Raw genomic sequence first — 17605 nt, 5'->3', positions numbered from 1 at the left:
CTGACTTCAAAACCCTCTGGCCGGGGGGGCCCCCCCCCCCCCCCCGGGGGGGTGGGGGGGGGGGGGGGCCCTCGCATGCAGTGGCGTGGTCGGTGCGCCTGCCCCCATCCCAGCCTTCCCCCAGAGGGGGAAGGAGCGCATTTCTTCGACGTCGGGCTGCACTTCATATCGTCACGGCCGAGGTGCGGTTGTGCAGGAAGCGCAGGGCCGAGAGCACGGTCAGTGCGGAGGTCTTGGGGTTGTCGGGCAGGGGCTTGCCGCGCATGGTGATCTGCATCTCGCCGAAGGCGCCGCGCACGTCGATCTCGTGGATGTTCTCGGTCACCGTCGGGTCGGCGATCAGGCGCACGCGGGTCGCGTCCAGGCCCAGGCCGGCGAGCGAGACGGTGGCGGCCACGTTGGCGTTCTTCGGGTACAGGCGCGCGGCTTCGCGCGCCGAGGCTTCCAGGATCACCGTGGGCGCGGTGATCGCGTCCAGGTCCACCACCTGTTCGGCGGTGGTGCCGCGCCAGCCGGAGGGTGGCTTGCGGCCGGTGTAGGTGACGCTGTCCAGGCCGGCGATGCGCGCGGACGCGATCGCGTCGATGCCACCAACCGCGCCGGCCAGCAGGTGCACGCGCGTGCCGCCGCGCTGCGCCGCGTCGGCCAGCTTCTCGGGCAGGCCGTCGGCCGAGAGCGCGCCGATGGACAGCACCGCGCATTCGATGCCGCGCTCCAGCGCGGGCAGCACGTGGCAGTCGATCGCGGCATGGCCCGCGCATTCGAGCAGCAGGGCGGTCTCGGCGGGTACTTCGTTGCACACCGTCACGCCGTCGCCGGCGGCGGCCTGCACTTCGGCGCGGTGGCTCTCGGGCACCACCACGTGGGTGATGCGCACCGAGGCGTGCCCGGCCATGCGCGCCATCAGCGTGCGGCCGATGGCGCCGAAACCGATCAGCGTGACCTGCTGTGGCTGCGTCATACCTCTTCTTCCTTCTTCTTGGGCGGGCCGGCGAACTTCACCGCGAACGGGCCCCAGGCGTTCATGTCCACTTCCACCACCACCGGGCCGGCGGCGTGCGCCATTGCCTTCTGCAGGGTCTCGCGCGTGGTGGCCGGGTCGGCCAGCTTGAAGTGCGGCACCTGCAGGCTGGCGCACAGCTGCGCGAAGTCGGGCGTGTGCAGTTCCACGTAGGCGTGGCGGCTGCCGTAGATGTCGTCCTGGATGTTCTTGATGACGCCGTAGCGCTGGTCGTTCATGACAAGGAAGACCACGCTGGCCCTCTCCTGCGCGGCGCAGGCGAGTTCACCGACGTTGAGCATGAAGCCACCGTCGCCACAGAGCGAGACGGTGCGCCGGCCCAGCGCGTGCTCGGCATCGGCCACGGCCGCGCCCACGCCCATGGCCAGGCCCTGGCCGATGCCGCCGCCCAGGGCGTGCACGCCGCCGCGCGGGTGGTCCAGCGCGGGGGCGCGGTTGCCCCACATGCTGTTGGACAGCGTGATGTCGCGCACCCACCAGAGCTGCTTGCCGACCACCTCGGCCAGCGTGTTCTTGAGCTTGACGTACTGGCCCAGCGTGCCGTCCACCAGCGAGCCGGCCTCGGCGCGCGCGCGTTTCACGTCGGCCGCGAGCTGCGGGTCGATCTGCATGCGGCCTTCCAGCCGGTCGGCCAGGGCGTTGAGCGTGAGTTCGGCGTCGCCGTGCACGAACAGTTCGCTGCTGTAGCCGCGGTTGTCGGCCAGCGGGTTGGCGTCGACGCGGTAGCGCGTGGCGGGCAGCTTGAGTTTGTAGTTCAGCGTTTCGTTGCTGCGCAGGCGCGTGCCCACGGCGAGCATGGCGTCCACCGTTTCGTAGAACGCCTCGGCCGGTTTCTGCAGGTTGTACGAGCCCAGCGTGGCGGGGTGGTCTTCGGGCACGATGCCGCGGCCCTGCACCGAGGACACCACGGCCCAGCCCATGGCCACCAGGCGCTGCGCCGCCGCGCTGGCACCGCGCGCGCCGCCACCGAGCCACAGCAGGGGGCGTCTGGCGTTGATGAGGCGCTCGACCAGCGCGTCGACGGTGGCCAGGTTCGGCTGCACCGGCGGCACCGCCAGCGGCGAAAGGTCGGCCGGCAGGTCCAGCTTCATCTTCTGCACGTCGATCGGGATCTCGATGCTCACCGGGCCGCAGGGCGGCGTCTGCGCCAGGCGCACGGCCTCGCGCAGCGTGGCCAGCGCGGTCTCGGGGTTGCGGATGCGGAAGGCGTCCTTGCCCACGGCCTTGAGCATGGCCAGCTGCGCCGGGTGTTCGTGGATGTAGCCCAGGTCGCGGTCCAGGAAGGGCGATTCGATCTGCCCCGTGAGGTGCAGCAAAGGCGTGCCGGCGGTGATGGCCTCGACCATCGCGCCCGCGGCGTTGCCGCAGCCCGTGCCGGTGCTGGTGACGCACACGCCCAGCGTGCCGCTGACGCGGGCGTAGGCGTCTGCCATGTTGCAGGCGCCGGCCTCGCCGCGCGCGGAGACGAAGCGGATCTTCTGGCGCGTGTGGAACGCGTCGAGGATGGGCATGTTGTGGATGGAGATGACGCCGAAGGCGGCGCGCACGCCGCATTCCTCCAGGAAGCGGGCGGCGAGTTCCCCCACCGTGATGCGTTTGTGTGACGGGCTCATGCAACTTTCTTTTCGGACGGTTTGGTCTGCCAGCCACCGCGGCTGGGCGAGTGGCTGATGCGTTCGGTGAGCTGGGTGGCGGCGGCGCGCACGTGCTGGATCAGCACCTCGAGCTCGCCGGGCTGGACCTGCTGCGCGGGCACGCTGATGCTCACCGCCGCGGCGACTTCGCCCCGGTCGTTGAACACCGGCGCGGCGATGGTGGAGATGCCGGTCTCGAAGCCGCCCTGGCTCACGCCGTAGCCGTTGGCGCGGTCCTGGTCGATCAGCGCCTTGAGCTGCTCGACCGTGGTCGGCGTGCGCGGGGTGAAGACGGGCAGCTCGGGTTCAGGGTAGAGCTGCCGGAGCGCGGGCAGGTCGAGGTCGGACAGCAGCAGGCGGCCCAGCACGGTGGCGTGGGCGGGCAGGCGCGCGCCGACCTGGATGGAATGGAAGAGCGCGCTGCGGCCGGCCACCTTGGCGATGAAGACCACGTCGCGCGCGTCGCGCACCACCAGGTGGGCCGAGTAGCCGCATCCGTCGCGCAGCGACTCAAGGACGGGGCGGCCGTGTTCGGTGAGCTCCATGGATGCGAGGAACTCGAAGCCCAGGCGCAGCACGGCCAGGCCGAGCTTGTAGTAGGCGCCGTCGCCCACGCGTTCGACGAAGCCGCCCTGTTCCAGCGTCTGCAGCATGCGGAACACCGAGGCGCGCGGCAGTTCCAGGCGGCGCGAGATCTCGGCGCCGGTGAGCTCGCGCTCGTCGCGGCTGAACAGCATCAGCAACTGCAGGCCACGCATGAGGGCGGGCACGGTGTAGCGGTCGTCTGTGGTCTTGTCGTTGGCCATGGTGTGTTCCTCTCCTGGTTGTCAGTGCAGGCCCAGCAGGGCATTGACCTGGCCGGGGGCTTCGAGCGGGCACGCATGGCCCACGGGACCCAGATCATTCCACGCCACGCCAGCCGCCTGCGCCACGGCCTGGCAGGACGCCGGCGTGGTGATGGCGTCGGCGCTGCCGCTGGCCACCGCCACCGGGCAGCGCAGCTGTGCGAGGTCGGCCGCGAGGCGGCCGCGGGCGAGCAGGCGCGCGGCCTGGGTGTAGCCCGCCGGAATCACCTGCGACATGCTCTCGTGCACCGCCTTGACCAGCTCGGGCGCCGCGTGGGGCGAGAGCATGGCCGCGGCGCGCGCCTGCGCCATGCCCTGCGGGCCCAGGCGTTCCAGGGTGGCCAGGCGGTCCTGCAGCTTTTTCTCGCGCACGGCGGCTTCGGCGTCGCCGTAGCCGGCGGCCGGTGACAGCAGCACCAGCCGGAGCACACGCTGTGGCGCCACCATGGCGGCGCGCGCGGCCATGAGCGCGCCCAGCGAATGGCCGACCAGCGTCACCGGCGTCTGCACGTCCAGCGCGTCGAGCCAGGCCCAGAGGCGCCCGGCGTAGTCGCCGGCGTCGGGCCAGTCACTGGCCACCGGGTCGCTGCTGCCGTAGCCCGGCGCGTCCCAGGCCAGCACGCGCAGCGCCTGGCCGCGCGCCGCATCGAGCTGGCGCACCCAGCTGCCCGAGGCCGAACCGATGCCGTGCAGCAGCACGTGCGTCACCTCAGTCACGGCGCCCGCGTCGCGGAAGGACACGCGCGCGCCGTCCGCCAGCGCAACAGAGCGCAGCGGGTGCAGGGCGAGGGCTTCGAGAGGCGTCATGTCAGAAGAAAAAATGCGAGGAATGGAAGGACTTCCATCCGGAACGCCGAGGCGCGAGGGGATTACCTTTTGATCTTGGCGAGAGGGCTGTCCGGCGGATACGTCGGCGTGATCGGCCTGGGCGAGCCCAGCATCACGCACATCAGCGCGTCTTCGTCGCCCACGTTGTGCTCCTCGCGGTACACGCCGGGCGGCACCGAGATCAGGTCGCGCTCGCCGACGATGGTCTCCCAGCGCTCGCCGTCTTTCTCGCAGACCACCTTCATGGCGCCGCGCATGACGAAGAAGATTTCCTCCACGTCGTAATGGATGTGCGAGGGGCCGATGTTGCCGGCCGGGATCACCATGGTCGAGAAGGTGAAGTGCGCGGCGGGCACGGTGTTGGTGTCCTTGTTCACGCCGGTGCCGCCGGTGCCCACGTAGCGCATCTGCGCACGGCGGTACTTGGGGTCGTAGTCGGCCTGGAACTTCAGTGCGTCCCAGTCGTAGCTGCGGGTGGACTTGCGCGCCACGCGGCTGTCCATCCACTGCGCGAAGCTCTGGCCCTCGGCGCGCATCATGCCGCGCTGGGTTTCCGCCTCGGGCGGGATGTTGGGATCCATCAGGCCGCGTTCGTTGAACACGGGGGCGTTGGCCGCTGCGGGCTTGTCGATGATCGCGGTGCTCATGGGTTTCTCCTTCTCAGTTCATGGTGAAGCCGCCGTTGACCGGCAGCAGCTGACCGGTGATGAAGCCGCTGGCTTGCGTCAGCAGAAACAGCGCGGCGGCATTGACGTCTTCGGGGACCTGGGGCCGCTGGATGGCGCGGCCCTTGAGGTAGTAGTCGTGCCGCTCCTGCGGCACGTAGGTGGTGGCTTCGACGAGAGTGAGGCCGGGAGCGATGGCGTTGACGGTGATGCCGTCCTCGCCCATCTCGCGCGCCAGCGAACGCGTCATGGCGATCACGGCGCCCTTGCTGGCCACGTAGGCCAGCAGGCGCGGCGCGCCCCACATGGCGGTGTCGGAGGCGAGGTTGACCACGCGGCCGCTGCCGCTGGCGGCCAGGTGCGGGCGGGCGGCGGTGGTGACGAGCCAGGTGCCGCGCACGTTGACGTCCATCACCAGGTCCCAGGTCTCGGGGCTGATCTGCGCCATGTACTTGCCACCGGAGTGGGTGATGGCGGCGTTGTTGATCAGGCCGTCCAGGCCGCCGAGCCACTGCGCGGCCGCGGTCACGCCGTCGCGCACGCTGGCCGCGTCCAGCAGGTCCAGCGGCACGTAGTGCGCCGAGGGGCCGAGGTCGTGCGCCAGCTGGCGCCCCTGTTCGTGCAGCACGTCGCTGATGACGACGCGCGCGCCGGCCTGCACCAGCGCCTGGGCAAAGCTTGCGCCCAGGCCACGCGCCGCGCCGGTGACGAGGACGCGGCGGCCGGTGAGCAGAATCTCGTTGTGGCTCATGGAAGTCATTTACCCAGGAGGGGAAGTTGATACAAGGGCGTCAAGGGTCCGGCTCCGCCGGCCCGAGGCGCCGTCCCCCATCGAAGCGCCGAAGGCGCGTCACAGAGGGGGGAAGCCGCGCAGCGGCGCAGGGGGGTGTTCATGTTTTTCAGGCCACGCGGCGCTCGGCGCTGGGCAGGTAGTGCAGCACGCGCTTCTCGGCGATCACCACCGCGTGGCAGGCGAGGATGCCGATGACGGTGAGCGCGGCGATGACCACGAACACACCGGCGGTGTTGCCCTGGCCCTCGAAGAACACGAGCAGGATCGTGACCAGGATCTTGGGATACATGGTGTAGCCCAGCCACATCACGAACAGTGGCGCGAACGCGACCTTGGGCGAGATGCCCAGGGCGTAGCCGTCTTGCCGCGGGCGGGAAAGCGTTTGTCCACGCCGATGAATTCGATCGCGGGATGCGCCGTTGCCGGGCCGGTGCTGCTGGGGCCGTGGAGTGCGTCGTTCATGGGGTCCTGTGGGTGGCGATTGATGTTTTGTAGATGAAACATTGATTCATTACGGAATCAATGCTAGGGCTCTTGCCGGGCTTTGTCTGCAAAAACCTACCAAGTTCGCGGGGTATTGGCGGCGGCTGCGGCCGGGCCACCGCGGCGCTCACGGGCTTGGGTGATTCGGTGCCGTTCGTCTATGGCCTAATAGCGACTTTGCAATCTCTCTCAGGAACCAGCCATGGGCAACAAAATCGTCACCGAAGCCGACCGCAAAGCCACCCCCCGTCCTACGCCCGTCGCTGGTGTGTCGCTGACCTCCCCGGGCCGCGGCCAGCGCGTGAGCCTGGAGCGCGGCGTGGCCACGCGCAGCAAGAAGAACCCGGGCAAGCGCTCGAAGAAGGGCGGCTGATCGCCTGCTGGCCCCAGCGGCCAGCCCCTAGCAAAAGGCCCGCATCGCGGGCCTTTTGCTTTTCAGCGGGTGAAGGTCAGGAAGCGACCCTTGTAGGCCACGCCATCTTCCAGCGTTCGCGCGGCCGAGAGCATGGTCAGCGTGAAGCCCAGCGCGGCCATGTCGCGGCCGAAGGCCGGGCGGTTGCCCCGGTCGGGGTCGACGATGATGACCACCGCCGCAGGCGCGGCGTGGCGGAAGATGAAGGCCGCGAGTTGCGCCGGCTGCTGGCGTTCGTACAGCAGGTCGCTGCCCACGATCAGGTCGAAGCGGCCCAGCGCCGGGTTGTCGGTGGCGGCGGTGCTCTCCCAGTTGCCCGCCTGGTAGGGCAGCGGGCCCAGACCGTTGAGTGCGAGGTTGTGGCGCAGGAATTCTTCGGTCAGCGGGTGCCAGTCGCTCACGGTCACGTCCGCGCCACGGCGGTGCATGACCAGGCTGGCCAGCGCCAGGCCCGCGCCGATCTCCAGCACGCGCAAACCCGCGATGGGGTGCGTGAGCATGGCCAGCGCCAGCACGCGCGACGACGGCCACACCTGACCGAAATGCGACCAGCCCGCCGGCGGCAGGCCGATGTCGGCGGCGCTGTGGTCGGTGTCGGTGTATTGCTGGTCGTCGCTGAGGCGACGGATGTGCCAGTCTTCGCCGCCGAGTTGCAGTGTCTCGGTCCGGACCTGGTAGCCTGGCATGGATGCTTTCGTGGAGGGTGTGGGGCACGGTACCACGCATTGCATCCATGCGCGCAAGCCCGCTCGCCGCCGCGCGGCGACGGGCCTGTGCTTCAGGCCTCGATCTGCATGGCAGGGCGCGCCTGCACCTTATGCAACCAGGCCAGCACGTGCGGATGCGCAGCCACCGGCGCGCCGATGTAGGCGCTGTAGCCGATGACCGAGCCCACGCACAGGTCCACCAGCGAATAGCCGCTGCCCAGCATCCAGGGCTGTGCTGCCAGCCGCGCGTCAAGCAGGGCCAGGAGTTCGTCCAGCCCCTTGTGCGCCGCGTGGCCATGGGCGTCGTCGGGTGTACCCAGGTCGCGCGCGGCCTGCAGGCGCACCAGTTGCGCGCCGTAGGTCACGTAGGACCAGGTGCACCACGACATCGCCTGCAGCCGCTCGGGCGTGCCCGCGGCCGGCCACAGTCCTTTTTCCACGCCGTGCGTGTCGCCCAGCCACAGGTGCATGGCCAGGGCCTCGAACATGGGCGCGCCGTCCACCGTCATCGTGGGCACCTTGCCGTTGGGGTTGAGGGCCAGGTAGGCCGGGCGGCGCTGCTCTCCGGTGGTGATGTCGACCTTGACGCGCTCGTGCGGCACGCCGAGCTCGGCCAGTGCGCAGGCGATGGGGGTGGCGCTGGACATGGGGTGCCAGTAGAGAACGATTCGGGACATGGTGAGCTCCTTGCAGGGTTGAAAACTGGTCCGACACCGCGTCGAACCGGTGCCCGCAATGTCGCGGACATTGCGGACAGTTATGACCCTCGACAAGAGGTAGGATGTGGCCATGCTGTCCTCGTCGACCCGACTGCTCCGTGTGCTCTCCCTCCTGCAGACCCGCAGCCACTGGGCGGGGCCCGAACTCGCCGAGCGGCTGCAGGTGCACCCGCGCACCCTGCGCCGCGACATCGACCGCCTGCGCCAGCTCGGCTACCCCATCCACGCCAGCAGCGGCGTGGCCGGGGGCTATGCCTTTCGCGCGGGGCAGTCGCTGCCGCCGCTGCTGCTGGACGACGAAGAGGCGCTGGCCGTGGCCATTGCGCTGCAGGTCGCCGCGGCCGGCACCGTGAGCGGTGTTGAAGAAAGCTCGCTGCGCGCGCTGGTGAAGCTGGAGCAGGTGATGCCGTCGCGCCTGCGCCGCCGCACCGATGCGCTGCGCTCGGCCATCCTGCCGATGCAGCACATGGGACCGACCATCGATGCCGGCGCGCTGGCCACGCTGGCCACGGCCTGCCGCGACCAGCTGCAGGTGGGCTTTGCCTACCGCGACGGGAAAGGCCGCAGCAGCACGCGCACGGTGGAGCCACAGGGCCTGGTGCACACCGGCAGCCGCTGGTACCTCGTGGCCTGGGACCCGGCGCGCAGCGACTGGCGCACCTTCCGCATCGACCGCGTGGAAGGCGAACCCGTCAACGGCGCGCACTTCGCACCGCGCCCCGGGCCCGGCGGCGGCGACCTGCGCGCCTACGTGGCAGGCGCGATCGCGGTGGAGATCCACGGCGAAGAGGCGAAGGTGGTGCTGCACCAGCCCATGGAGGCGATGGCGCCGCGCATCCCGCCCGCGGCGGCGCGGCTGGAAGCCATCGACGACACGCGCTGCCTGATGCGCTGCCCCGCGCACCAGCTCGACTGGCTGGTGTACTGGCTGATGTCGCTGGACGTGGAGTTCGAGCCTCTGGTGCCCCCGGCCCTCATCGACCGGCTGCGCGCGGCGGGGGAGCGGGTGGCGCGGGCGGTGGCTGCTGCAGGCGGGTGAAGCGAGCCCTCAACAGCCGAAGAGGCACGACTTGTCCAGCGTCACCTCGATCGTCTCGCCGTCGGCGGGCACGACGACGCGCTTCTCGAAGGTCACCCCCTGCTGGAATGCGTAGGTGTTGACGGTGATCTGGTCGTTCGATCCGATGTAGTTGCCCCCGGCCGTGTACACGTCCGTCCGGCCGATCACTTCGACCTGGTTGCGGGTGCGTTCGTAGGAGAAGTCGCTGATCAACAGGTATTCGCCTGCGGGCATGTTGGTGAACATGAAGCTGCCCTGGTCGTCCAGCACCTTCGTGCGCATGAAGTGCTTCAGGACGGACTGGGGAATGTGCTTCGGCATTTTCTGGTCGCGCTTCACCTGCTCGTACCAGACCTTGAATTCGTCGGTCATCCAGATCAGCCCGATCGCCTCGCTGCCCTTGGGCGGGTACTTTTTGGGTGCCAGCAAGGCACCCTTGAAGTACGCCTGCCCCTTGATGACGGACGTGCCCAGAGGCCGGATTTCCGCCGTGGCCTCTTTCAGGCTCTGGCCCGCGAACTGCCGGCCCTCCAGGCAGCCGAGCATGGCGTCGCGTGCCAGTGCCAGGCCGTCGTAGTCCAGCGAGAAGACCGTGTTGCCCTCCAGCCGGATCTGCAGGTTGTGTTCGCTGTCCCGCATCGACTTCAGGGTCTGCCGGATGTCGCCTGCCGCAACGGCAAGAAGACCATCCTGCGAACCCTGCTGGCGCGGAAGCTGCGTGGCACGCAGGCGCGTGGACGCCAGACTGTGCTGCACCAGTTCCACCTGAATGTCCTGGGGGGATGGGGACGGGGGGATGTCCTCACCGTTGAACAGGATCATGGCGCCGGGCGTTTTCCTCGTGGGCCCCAGCAGGGCCAGGCCGGACTGCTGCTTTCTGGCCGACACGAACTTCACCGAGCAGTTCAGGCGCGGGTTGGCCGGGTCCTCGTGCAGCATCCAGGCGCCCAGGCCGGACTTGGTCACCAGCATGGTTTTGCCGTCCGCGTGGAGGGGCAGCCCGGGGCCACCCGGTTGGGCAGCACCCGCGGTGGCCAACATGCCGGCCGCCAGGAGCGGCCAGAACAGGTGTCGGGTTGTTCGCACGATGGACCGTTCAGAGGCCGGCATTTTCATTTCCGGGCAGAGGGAACATCCGGCACGGTCAACAGGCCCTGGCAGGGGTTGATGCCCGGTCGACTGGACGAACCATCGATGCGGACATCGGCGACGCGCCAGACGTTGCCTGCGTCCTGCAGCATCACGAACTGCGCCTCGCAGTGGGTGCGCACGCCTTGCTCCAGAACGCGGCCGCTGGGAACGTGGACCATCGCCGACGAGTTGTCAAAGGACTGGTCGTAGCGCAGGAACTTCAGCTTGCCGGACTGCGTGACGGTCGGGGCGCCCATTCTTGCGGCGACTTCGCTTTCCTCCCGGGCCAGCCACACCATCAATGCCGAGGCTTCCATCTTGCTGAGCGAACGTGTGCCGCGCACCCTGGCCGCCGCTTCCACGAACCCGTGTTCCGCCTGCATCTGCCTGAGCCCGGGCAGGTAGCGTTCGTTCGATGTCTGCACGGCGTCGTCCATCTGCTTCTGGATGGCGGCGTACTGGGCCTCGTTGCGGGCCTTTTCCTGCGGGCTGAGCTTTTTCACCCAGAGGCCGGACGGGTCGGGCCGCTTGCTGCCTTTCCAGAGCACGTTCCAGCTCAGGTCCAGCAGCGCGACGGCGGTTCTGGCTTCGAGCGGATGCACCGGCTCCACCAGGCCGATCTTCTGCAGCTCGGTGTTGAAGCGGCCCACGTCGAACGGGCCCTGGGACATGGCCGTCTGCAAGGCATGGCGCACGTCCTCTCCCTGGCAGGCGAACTTCTGTGCCTTGATCATCGGCGCGCGGGCCTCCCTGGCCCACGGCGTTTCCGCCAGCGGCCGGTTCGACAGATCGACCCGGGGCACGGTGTAGCTGCGCGCGGCAATGCGCATGGTCACCGGGTCGTTCCACCGGGCCGGGTCGTTCCGGCCATCTGCCACGGTCGACGGGCTGTGCACCTGGCCTTCCTGCCTGGCGTTGGCCGCCTTTTGCGCCTCGCCGTAGGACGGGGCCCGGTGCCTGTTCATGCATTGGAACTGCAGTTTCAGCTCCGTCCACTCCGGCGCGGCGGCGGACTCGTGAACCACCAGGACGGGCAGTTCCCAGACGCTGGTGGGGCCCAGCATGCTGTCCATGCCGGTCCGCTCGGTGGCGCGGGTGATCTCGGTGAAGTAGGCTTCCCGCTGGCCGGGTTGGCCCTCCTGGTGGAAGAGCACCCAGCCCGCAGCGGCGGTGTTGCTCAAGGCGGCCAGCAGGCACAGGCCTGCCAGCTTCGGCAGATGGCGCATCACGAGGCTCCCTTCAGTTGTGAGCAGTCCCGGGCGTCAACCGCCCTTGCGCTTGCAACTGGGCGGGTTGGTCATGCCGAAGCTCAGCAGGTTGCCGCCATTGATGACGCAGTGGTATTCCTTGCCATCGCGCGCCTTGACGGCGTAGAAGGTGTTGGTGCCTTCGGTGCGCCGGTTGAGCAGCGACAGCTCGCCCGGCGACATGCCGATCGCGCCTGCCGCCTCGGATTTCAGGCGGTCGTCGGAGAGGCTGTTGGTGGAGCTGGCGATGCTGCCGCAGCCGCCCAGGGCCATGAGGGCGGCCAGTGCCAGGGCGCGGGTTTGGATCTGAACCATTCGAGTCGTTCCTTGTGGTCGTTGCGGGAATGGTCTCGATGGTAGGCAGCGGGTGTCCGGGTTTGAATAGACCCAAAGGGCAGGTTGTGGGCTCCTGCCATCAGCTTCCGAAGGCCTGGCCCAGGAAAGCGCGCAGTTGCATCGGCTTGACCGGCTTGGCCAGCAGGCGCAGGCCCGCGGCCTCGGCGCGTTGTGCCTGTGCGTCACCCACGTCGCCCGTGACCAGCAGCGCCGGCAGTTCCTGGCCGACTGTGCTTCGTACCGCGAGCACGGCTTCAATGCCGCTGGCGCCGCCCGCGAGCCGCAGGTCGGCCAGCACCGCCTCGGGCGCGAACCCCTCGGTCAGTCGCTGGCGCGCGCTGGCCACGTCCTCGGCCGACCGCACGTCACAGCCCCAGGCGCGCAGCAGGCCGATCAGCGCCGCACGCGAGTCGGCGTCGTCCTCGATCAACAGCACACGGCGCTGTGCCAGCAGCGCGTCGTGCGGTGCGGCCGGTGCCGCGATGGCGGTGGGCGTGGCGTCGTGCAACGGCAGCGAGATGCGGAACACGCTGCCTTGCCCGGGCGTGGACTGCACCTGGACGCGCAGGTCCAGCAGCTCGCCCAGGCGCTTGACGGTTGCCAGGCCCAGCCCGACGCCCAGGCGCCTGTCCCGCGCCGGGTTGCCCACCTGGTAGAACTCCTCGAAGATGCGCGGCAGCTCGTGCCCGGCGATGCCGATGCCGCTGTCCTCCACGCTGACTTCCACGCGATCCCCCTGGACTCGGGAGACCAGCCGCACGGCACCGTGCTCCGTGTAGCGCAGCGCGTTGGACAACAGGTTGGCCAGCACACGGGCGAGCAGGCGGCGGTCGCTGCGCACCGCCAGGGCGCTGCTGTGAATTTCCAGCGTCAGGCCTTTGTGCCTGGCCTGCAGTTCATGGGTGCGCACCACCTCGCGCAGCAAGGCGTCGAGTGCGAATGTTTCCAGCCGTGGCACCACGCCCGCGACATCCACCTGGGCCAGTTCGAGCAGTTCGTCGACGATCTGCGCCATGCTGTCGACGCATTCCACCAGGCGCGCCGGCACCTCGTCGCCGCGTGCCGCGGCACCGTCCTCGTTCAGGGTGTGCGCGAGCAAACCCATGGCATGCAGGGGCTGGCGCAAGTCGTGGTTGGCCGCGGCAAAGAAGCGGGCCTTGGCGTCGTGAGCCCGCTCGGCGCGCTGGTTCTCCAGCCGCAGGGCCTCGATCAGCGCGGCGTTCTTGCGCCGCTCGGCCTGCGTCTGCGCCAGGGCCTGCGCCTGACGGCGCCCCCCTTGCAAGGTGTACAGGCCGGTGGCCACGACCAGCGCCGCCAGCGTCAGGTGGTAGGCGTCGGCAATCCACAAGTCACGCAATGCCAGCGGCCCCATCACGCAGACGACGAAGGCGACGAACACGGGATAGAAGGGCGGCAGGGGCACCGCGGCGCCGATGACGATTGTCGCCACGACGATGTGCAGCAGCGACTCGACCTCCGGCGCCGCCGGCCGCAGCCAGATCAGGCTCAGGGAGCCGAGCAGCAGCCCCTGCAGCAAGATGGTGCCGAACGCCCATGCGGCCCAGCGGTGCAGGCGGTCGCGCGCCGGGCGCAGGCGGTGGTAGCGGCGCGCGCCGGCGATGCGCGCCACGCTGACGAGCACAACCGTGAGCATCCAGCCGTCGGCTGCATCGAACCCGTCACCGCTGCGAAACGCCCCGTACAGGATCAGGGCCGCCAGCGTGGTCATCAACGACGTCAGCGACGTGAACCGGAACAGGTGGTCGAGCTGCTCGCTTTCGAGCCCCTCGAGCCAGGCGCGCAGGCGTGGCCAAGGCATCTACAACAACCCCTGCTCGCGCGCGCGCACCAGCAGATGGGTGCGGTTGCGTGCACCCAGCGCATCGAGCAAGGCGGTGACGTGCAGCTTCACCGTGCGCTCGGCAATGCCCAGCTCGAGCGCGATGCGCTTGTTGGGCTGGCCCTGGGCCACCAGGGTCAGCACCTCCATCTGGCGCGCGGTGGCCCCCGCCCTGCAGACGCGCAGGGCCGCATCGTCGAACACCACGTCGCCGCTGGCCACGCGCTGCAGCGCCGCCAGCAGCGCCGCGATGGATGCCGACTTGCCCAGGAAGCCGCTGGCGCCGGCCGCACGCGCCCGCTGCGCCAGCGCCGGGTCTTCATCGCCGGAGATCAGCACGCGCGCGACCAGGGGGAAGCGCTCGCCGAAACGCCGCAGCCCTGCCAGGCCGTCGGTGTCGCCCAGACGGTAGTCGATCAGCACGATGTCCAGGCCCGGCCAGGCCGCCGCCTGGTTCAGCCCATCCTGGATGGTCGGTGCGGTGAGCACCTCGACGCCGGATGCCACCTGGCCCAGCGCATGGGCAAACCCCACGCTGAAAAGCGGATGGTCGTCGATCAGCAGAAGCTTCATCGGCGAGACTGTAGCCGACGGCGCAAGGTCAAAATCTGACGCGATCCGCTTGAAGCTTTGGGTGCCGTGCCGCTGCTTCAGCCCTGCCAGCGCGCGCCTCAGCCGCCGCGCAGCGCCTTCAGCAGCTTCTGCCCGCCGCGCCCGCTGGGCTCCTGTCCCAGGCGCTGCTGCTCGGCGCGGATCGCCACGCGACTGCGCTCGCCCAGCATGCCGTCGACCTCCCCGATGTCATGGCCGCGCAGGATCAGCAGCGTCTGCAGTTCGCGGCGTTCGGCGCGCGAGAGGCCCGGGTCGTCGGTGGGCCAGGGCGTGACGAAGGGGCCGCCGCCGCGCAGGCGGTCGGCCAGGTGCGCGATGGCGAGGCCGTAGCTCTCGGACGCGTTGTAGCTGTAGATCGCGTCGAAGTTGCGCAGCACCAGGAAGGCCGGGCCGGGCACGCCGGCCGGCGTGAGCAGGCCGGCCGCGCCCGTGCCGGTGGGCAGTGGCGTGCCGTCGACGCGCGTGACGCCACGCGCGGCCCAGTCGCCCATGGTGCGCTTGGTGCGCCGTCCTTCGGCACTGGTGTTGAAACCGCGTGGCAGTTTGACCTCGAAGCCCCAGGGCTGGTCGCTCTGCCAGCCGGCGCGGGCCAGATAGTTGGCCGTCGATGCCAGCGCATCGGGTGCGCTGTCCATCAGGTCGGCACGGCCGTCGCCGTCGAAGTCCACCGCCAGACGCTCGAAGGTGCTGGGCATGAACTGCGTGTGCCCGAACGCGCCGGCCCACGAGCCCACCAACCGCTCGGGCGCGATGTGCCCGGCCTGCAGGATGCGCAGCGCCGCGAACAGCTCGGTGCGGAAGTAGCCCTGGCGGCGCCCGTAGCACGACAGCGTGCCCAGCGACTGCACCAGTGGCGAGGAGCCGAAGGTCTGGCCGTAGTTGCTCTCCACGCCCCAGACCGCGACCACCGTGGCCGGGTCGACGCCGTAACGTTCCTGCACGCGCGCCAGGGTGTCGGCATGCTGCGCCAGCCGGGCCAGTCCTTCGTTGACGCGCTGCTCGTCGACGAGGCCCGCGAGGTAGTCCCAGATCGCGGTGCGGAACTCGGGCTGGAAGTTGAGCTTGTCGATCACCGACATGTCGGGCACCAGGCCCTGGGTGAACTGCGTGAACGCGGCGTCGCGCACGCCCGCGGCGCTGGCGGGTGCGCGCAAGGCGTTCAGGCAGGTTTCGAACCCGGGGTTGGTGGCCGGCGCCTGTGCCCAGGCAGGTGCGCACACGAGCAGGACAGTGGTCAGGAGCAGGGGGGAGCGCAACAAGGTCATCGGGGTTCGGTCATGGGGGGCGCACCGGAAAGTCGGTGCCGTGTCCCGACTCGGAGTCGGGCGGGTGCGATACGTTCCGTCGGCTGTGTGTGCAGATGTTCACGCGGCCCAGGTGCTGCCATGTTCGGGCACCAGGGCACGCCAGCGCAGTTCGGCCTCGATGCGGTGGCGCAGCGCATCGGAGGCCTCCATGTCGCCGTGCGTGACGAACACGCGCACCGGCGCCCGGGGCATTGAGCGCAGCCAGCCCAGAAGCTGGCTGGCGTCGGCATGGGCCGAGGCCGACGCCAGTTGCACGACCTCGGCGCGCACCGGCCAGTCCTGCCCGTGGATGCGCAACTGCGTGCCGCCGCGGGCCAGCGTGGCGCCGCGCGTGCCGGGGGCCTGATAGCCGGTGAGCAGCACCATGTTGCGGTGGTCGCCGAGGTACTGCACCAGGTGGTGCAGCACGCGCCCCCCCGTGGCCATGCCGCTGGCCGACAGGATCACCTTGGGGCCATGCTGGCGCGCGATGGCCTTGGACTCGTCCACGCTGCGCGTCATGTGCGCGACCTGCTCCATGTCGCGGCACTGAGCGGCGCTCAGGCGGTGCTCGCCGAGGTGTCGCGCGAACAGCTCCGTGCTGTGGATGGCCATGGGGCTGTCGAGGTAGACCGGCAGGCCGTGCGGCAGGTTGCCCGAGGCCTTGAGCTGCGCGATGGCGTGCAGCAGGGCCTGCGCGCGGCCGACCGCGAACACCGGCACCACCGCCGTGCCGCCGCGCGCGGCCACGCGCTGAAGCGCCGGGCCGAGTTCGGCAAGCACGTCCTCTTCAGGGTGCTCGCGGTCGCCGTAGGTGGATTCGCAGACCACCACGTCGGCCGCCGGGGGCGGCTCGGGGGCGAGCATGAGGGCATCGTCGGGTCGGCCGAGGTCGCCCGAGAACAGGATGCGCCGCCCGCCCACCTCCAGCAGCACACTCGCCGCGCCCAGGATATGGCCCGCACCGGAGAAGCGCGCGCTCCAGCCACGCAGCGGCTCGAAGGCCTGTTGCATGGGCACCGTGCGCAGCAGCTTGAGGCTTTGCAGCGCGTCGCTCTCGGTGTAGAGCGGCAGCGCGGGTGCGTGTTTCGAGAAACCCTTGCGGTTGGCGAAAGCCGCGTCTTCTTCCTGGATGTGGCCGCTGTCTGGCAACAGGATGGCCGCCAGGTCGCGCGTGGCTGGCGTGACCCACACCTTGCCGTGGAAACCCTCGCGCGCCAGCAGTGGCAGGTAGCCGCTGTGGTCCAGGTGGGCGTGCGTGAGCAGCACCGCGCCGATGTGGTTGGGCAGCACCGGCAACGGGTCGCGGTTGCGCAGGCGAAGCTGCTTGTAGCCCTGGAACAGGCCGCAGTCGACCAGCAGGCTCTGGTCTTCGTGTTCGACCAGATACTTGGAGCCGGTGACGGTGCCGGCCCCGCCGAGGAATCGGATGCGAACGCTCATGCGGCCGATCTTACGCGCCGCCCGTGCGCGTCTCGCTCGGTAGGGCCTGTACCATCAGCTTCGCGCCCTGCACCGCCTGTTTCAAACATCCGCTTCCATGGGGAGAAGCCATGTCCGTTCGCTGGTCCGAATCACTTGACACGCTGGATTGGGAGGAGTTGTCCGCCCTCTACCTGGCGGCACCCCTTGGCAACAAGAGCCCCGACTGGCTCAAGACGGTTTTCTCCAACAGCATGTTCCGTTGCTTCGCCTACGACGGAGGGCGCCTGGTTGGCGTCGGAAGGGCTCTCGCCGATGGAGCGGATTGCTCGTACATCTGTGATGTGGCGGTTCTGCCCAGCCACCAGGGAACCGGCCTTGGAAGGGAGATCATCAACAGGCTGGTGGCGGCATCGCGTGGACACCGGAAAATCCTCCTTTACGCGGTGCCGGGCAAAGAGCCGTTTTATCGGAAGTTCGGCTTCCTGCGCATGAAGACGGCCATGGCGATCTTCGAGAACCCGCAGCAACAACTGGAGCGGGGCTACCTGAGCGAAGACTGAC

General features: G+C 69.5%; 19 protein-coding genes and 1 pseudogene. 3 read left to right on the top strand and 17 right to left on the bottom strand.

What is annotated here, in order from left to right:
- Positions 1-163 precede the first annotated feature (163 nt).
- The 8 genes and pseudogenes from K5880_RS16265 to K5880_RS16230 all read right to left on the bottom strand — a co-directional run bounded on the left by K5880_RS16265 (position 164) and on the right by K5880_RS16230 (position 6248).
- Entirely contained in the window at positions 164-961 is a 798-nt protein-coding gene (locus K5880_RS16265; protein ID WP_297654552.1) for an aspartate dehydrogenase, read from the bottom strand.
- Complete coding sequence (locus K5880_RS16260; protein WP_297654549.1) at positions 958-2634, bottom strand: thiamine pyrophosphate-binding protein; 1677 nt, start codon at positions 2632-2634, stop codon at positions 958-960. The genes K5880_RS16265 and K5880_RS16260 overlap by 4 nt, the downstream gene beginning before the upstream one ends.
- A complete protein-coding gene (locus tag K5880_RS16255; protein ID WP_297654546.1) occupies positions 2631-3461 on the bottom strand; it encodes an IclR family transcriptional regulator in 831 nt (276 codons plus the stop codon). The genes K5880_RS16260 and K5880_RS16255 overlap by 4 nt, the downstream gene beginning before the upstream one ends.
- A 21-nt stretch (positions 3462-3482) precedes the next feature.
- A complete protein-coding gene (locus tag K5880_RS16250) occupies positions 3483-4307 on the bottom strand; it encodes an alpha/beta fold hydrolase (protein WP_297654543.1) in 825 nt (274 codons plus the stop codon).
- A 62-nt stretch (positions 4308-4369) separates the two neighbouring features.
- On the bottom strand, positions 4370-4867 hold the full coding sequence (locus K5880_RS16245; protein ID WP_297654569.1) for a cupin domain-containing protein: 498 nt from the start codon (positions 4865-4867) through the stop codon (positions 4370-4372).
- Between the two features lie 121 nt (positions 4868-4988).
- The gene (locus tag K5880_RS16240) at positions 4989-5744 is read right to left on the bottom strand and encodes an SDR family oxidoreductase (RefSeq protein ID WP_297654541.1); all 756 of its coding nucleotides are present in this window, start codon (positions 5742-5744) and stop codon (positions 4989-4991) included.
- Between the two features lie 148 nt (positions 5745-5892).
- A pseudogene (locus K5880_RS16235) lies at positions 5893-6138 on the bottom strand (hypothetical protein); the annotation flags it as partial.
- Complete coding sequence (locus K5880_RS16230; protein WP_297654538.1) at positions 6093-6248, bottom strand: hypothetical protein; 156 nt, start codon at positions 6246-6248, stop codon at positions 6093-6095. The gene K5880_RS16230 and the pseudogene K5880_RS16235, both read right to left, overlap by 46 nt.
- A gap of 223 nt (positions 6249-6471) precedes the next feature.
- On the opposite strand from K5880_RS16230, the gene K5880_RS16225 reads away from it, so the two are divergent.
- Positions 6472-6642 carry a hypothetical protein gene (locus K5880_RS16225; RefSeq protein ID WP_172823098.1) on the top strand — a complete coding sequence of 57 codons (171 nt, stop codon included), beginning with the start codon at positions 6472-6474 and terminating at the stop codon, positions 6640-6642.
- Positions 6643-6704: 62 nt separating this feature from the next.
- Here the strand turns inward: K5880_RS16225 and K5880_RS16220 are convergent, their stop codons facing one another.
- Both K5880_RS16220 and K5880_RS16215 read right to left on the bottom strand, forming a co-directional pair.
- Complete coding sequence (locus tag K5880_RS16220) at positions 6705-7367, bottom strand: methyltransferase domain-containing protein (RefSeq protein WP_297654533.1); 663 nt, start codon at positions 7365-7367, stop codon at positions 6705-6707.
- 92 nt (positions 7368-7459) lie between these two features.
- Positions 7460-8065 (bottom strand): glutathione S-transferase family protein, encoded by a 606-nt coding sequence (locus K5880_RS16215; protein WP_297654531.1) that lies wholly within the window; start codon positions 8063-8065, stop codon positions 7460-7462.
- A 112-nt stretch (positions 8066-8177) separates the two neighbouring features.
- Between K5880_RS16215 and K5880_RS16210 the strand changes: the two genes are divergently transcribed.
- On the top strand, positions 8178-9146 hold the full coding sequence (locus K5880_RS16210; RefSeq protein ID WP_297654528.1) for a YafY family protein: 969 nt from the start codon (positions 8178-8180) through the stop codon (positions 9144-9146).
- A gap of 9 nt (positions 9147-9155) precedes the next feature.
- On the opposite strand, the gene K5880_RS16205 is transcribed toward K5880_RS16210, so the two are convergent.
- The 7 genes from K5880_RS16205 to K5880_RS16175 form a co-directional block, all read right to left on the bottom strand.
- Positions 9156-10208, bottom strand: a complete 1053-nt coding sequence (locus K5880_RS16205) for a hypothetical protein (protein ID WP_297654526.1) — start codon at positions 10206-10208, stop codon at positions 9156-9158.
- 71 nt (positions 10209-10279) lie between these two features.
- On the bottom strand, positions 10280-11524 hold the full coding sequence (locus K5880_RS16200) for a hypothetical protein (protein ID WP_297654524.1): 1245 nt from the start codon (positions 11522-11524) through the stop codon (positions 10280-10282).
- 36 nt (positions 11525-11560) lie between these two features.
- Positions 11561-11860: a hypothetical protein gene (locus K5880_RS16195; protein ID WP_297654522.1), complete on the bottom strand. Its 300-nt coding sequence runs from the start codon at positions 11858-11860 to the stop codon at positions 11561-11563.
- A gap of 100 nt (positions 11861-11960) precedes the next feature.
- Positions 11961-13700: a hybrid sensor histidine kinase/response regulator gene (locus K5880_RS16190; protein WP_297654519.1), complete on the bottom strand. Its 1740-nt coding sequence runs from the start codon at positions 13698-13700 to the stop codon at positions 11961-11963.
- On the bottom strand, positions 13701-14294 hold the full coding sequence (locus tag K5880_RS16185) for a response regulator transcription factor (RefSeq protein WP_297654516.1): 594 nt from the start codon (positions 14292-14294) through the stop codon (positions 13701-13703).
- A gap of 98 nt (positions 14295-14392) precedes the next feature.
- Positions 14393-15598, bottom strand: coding sequence for a lytic murein transglycosylase (locus K5880_RS16180; protein WP_297654513.1), 1206 nt, complete (start codon positions 15596-15598; stop codon positions 14393-14395).
- A 99-nt stretch (positions 15599-15697) separates the two neighbouring features.
- The gene (locus K5880_RS16175) at positions 15698-17062 is read right to left on the bottom strand and encodes an MBL fold metallo-hydrolase (protein WP_297654511.1); all 1365 of its coding nucleotides are present in this window, start codon (positions 17060-17062) and stop codon (positions 15698-15700) included.
- Between the two features lie 110 nt (positions 17063-17172).
- Here K5880_RS16175 and K5880_RS16170 point away from each other — a divergent pair, with 110 nt between their 5' ends.
- Positions 17173-17604, top strand: coding sequence for a GNAT family N-acetyltransferase (locus tag K5880_RS16170; protein WP_297654508.1), 432 nt, complete (start codon positions 17173-17175; stop codon positions 17602-17604).
- The last annotated feature ends 1 nt before the right edge of the window (position 17605 follow it).

The sequence above is a fragment of the Hydrogenophaga sp. genome (assembly GCF_025699295.1).
Taxonomy (GTDB): Bacteria; Pseudomonadota; Gammaproteobacteria; order Burkholderiales; family Burkholderiaceae_C; genus Hydrogenophaga.
Note: the sequence above shows the minus strand (reverse complement) of the source record. Positions and strands in the feature narration are given on the sequence as shown.

Coding starts and splice junctions, on each gene's coding strand:
- K5880_RS16265 (WP_297654552.1), bottom strand. CDS start 961: ATGACGCAGCCACAGCAGGTCACGCTGATCGGTTTCGGCGCCATCGGC.
- K5880_RS16260 (WP_297654549.1), bottom strand. CDS start 2,634: ATGAGCCCGTCACACAAACGCATCACGGTGGGGGAACTCGCCGCCCGC.
- K5880_RS16255 (WP_297654546.1), bottom strand. CDS start 3,461: ATGGCCAACGACAAGACCACAGACGACCGCTACACCGTGCCCGCCCTC.
- K5880_RS16250 (WP_297654543.1), bottom strand. CDS start 4,307: ATGACGCCTCTCGAAGCCCTCGCCCTGCACCCGCTGCGCTCTGTTGCG.
- K5880_RS16245 (WP_297654569.1), bottom strand. CDS start 4,867: ATGATGCGCGCCGAGGGCCAGAGCTTCGCGCAGTGGATGGACAGCCGC.
- K5880_RS16240 (WP_297654541.1), bottom strand. CDS start 5,744: ATGAGCCACAACGAGATTCTGCTCACCGGCCGCCGCGTCCTCGTCACC.
- K5880_RS16230 (WP_297654538.1), bottom strand. CDS start 6,248: ATGAACGACGCACTCCACGGCCCCAGCAGCACCGGCCCGGCAACGGCG.
- K5880_RS16225 (WP_172823098.1), top strand. CDS start 6,472: ATGGGCAACAAAATCGTCACCGAAGCCGACCGCAAAGCCACCCCCCGT.
- K5880_RS16220 (WP_297654533.1), bottom strand. CDS start 7,367: ATGCCAGGCTACCAGGTCCGGACCGAGACACTGCAACTCGGCGGCGAA.
- K5880_RS16215 (WP_297654531.1), bottom strand. CDS start 8,065: ATGTCCCGAATCGTTCTCTACTGGCACCCCATGTCCAGCGCCACCCCC.
- K5880_RS16210 (WP_297654528.1), top strand. CDS start 8,178: ATGCTGTCCTCGTCGACCCGACTGCTCCGTGTGCTCTCCCTCCTGCAG.
- K5880_RS16205 (WP_297654526.1), bottom strand. CDS start 10,208: ATGTTGGCCACCGCGGGTGCTGCCCAACCGGGTGGCCCCGGGCTGCCC.
- K5880_RS16200 (WP_297654524.1), bottom strand. CDS start 11,524: ATGCGCCATCTGCCGAAGCTGGCAGGCCTGTGCCTGCTGGCCGCCTTG.
- K5880_RS16195 (WP_297654522.1), bottom strand. CDS start 11,860: ATGGTTCAGATCCAAACCCGCGCCCTGGCACTGGCCGCCCTCATGGCC.
- K5880_RS16190 (WP_297654519.1), bottom strand. CDS start 13,700: ATGCCTTGGCCACGCCTGCGCGCCTGGCTCGAGGGGCTCGAAAGCGAG.
- K5880_RS16185 (WP_297654516.1), bottom strand. CDS start 14,294: ATGAAGCTTCTGCTGATCGACGACCATCCGCTTTTCAGCGTGGGGTTT.
- K5880_RS16180 (WP_297654513.1), bottom strand. CDS start 15,598: ATGACCTTGTTGCGCTCCCCCCTGCTCCTGACCACTGTCCTGCTCGTG.
- K5880_RS16175 (WP_297654511.1), bottom strand. CDS start 17,062: ATGAGCGTTCGCATCCGATTCCTCGGCGGGGCCGGCACCGTCACCGGC.
- K5880_RS16170 (WP_297654508.1), top strand. CDS start 17,173: ATGTCCGTTCGCTGGTCCGAATCACTTGACACGCTGGATTGGGAGGAG.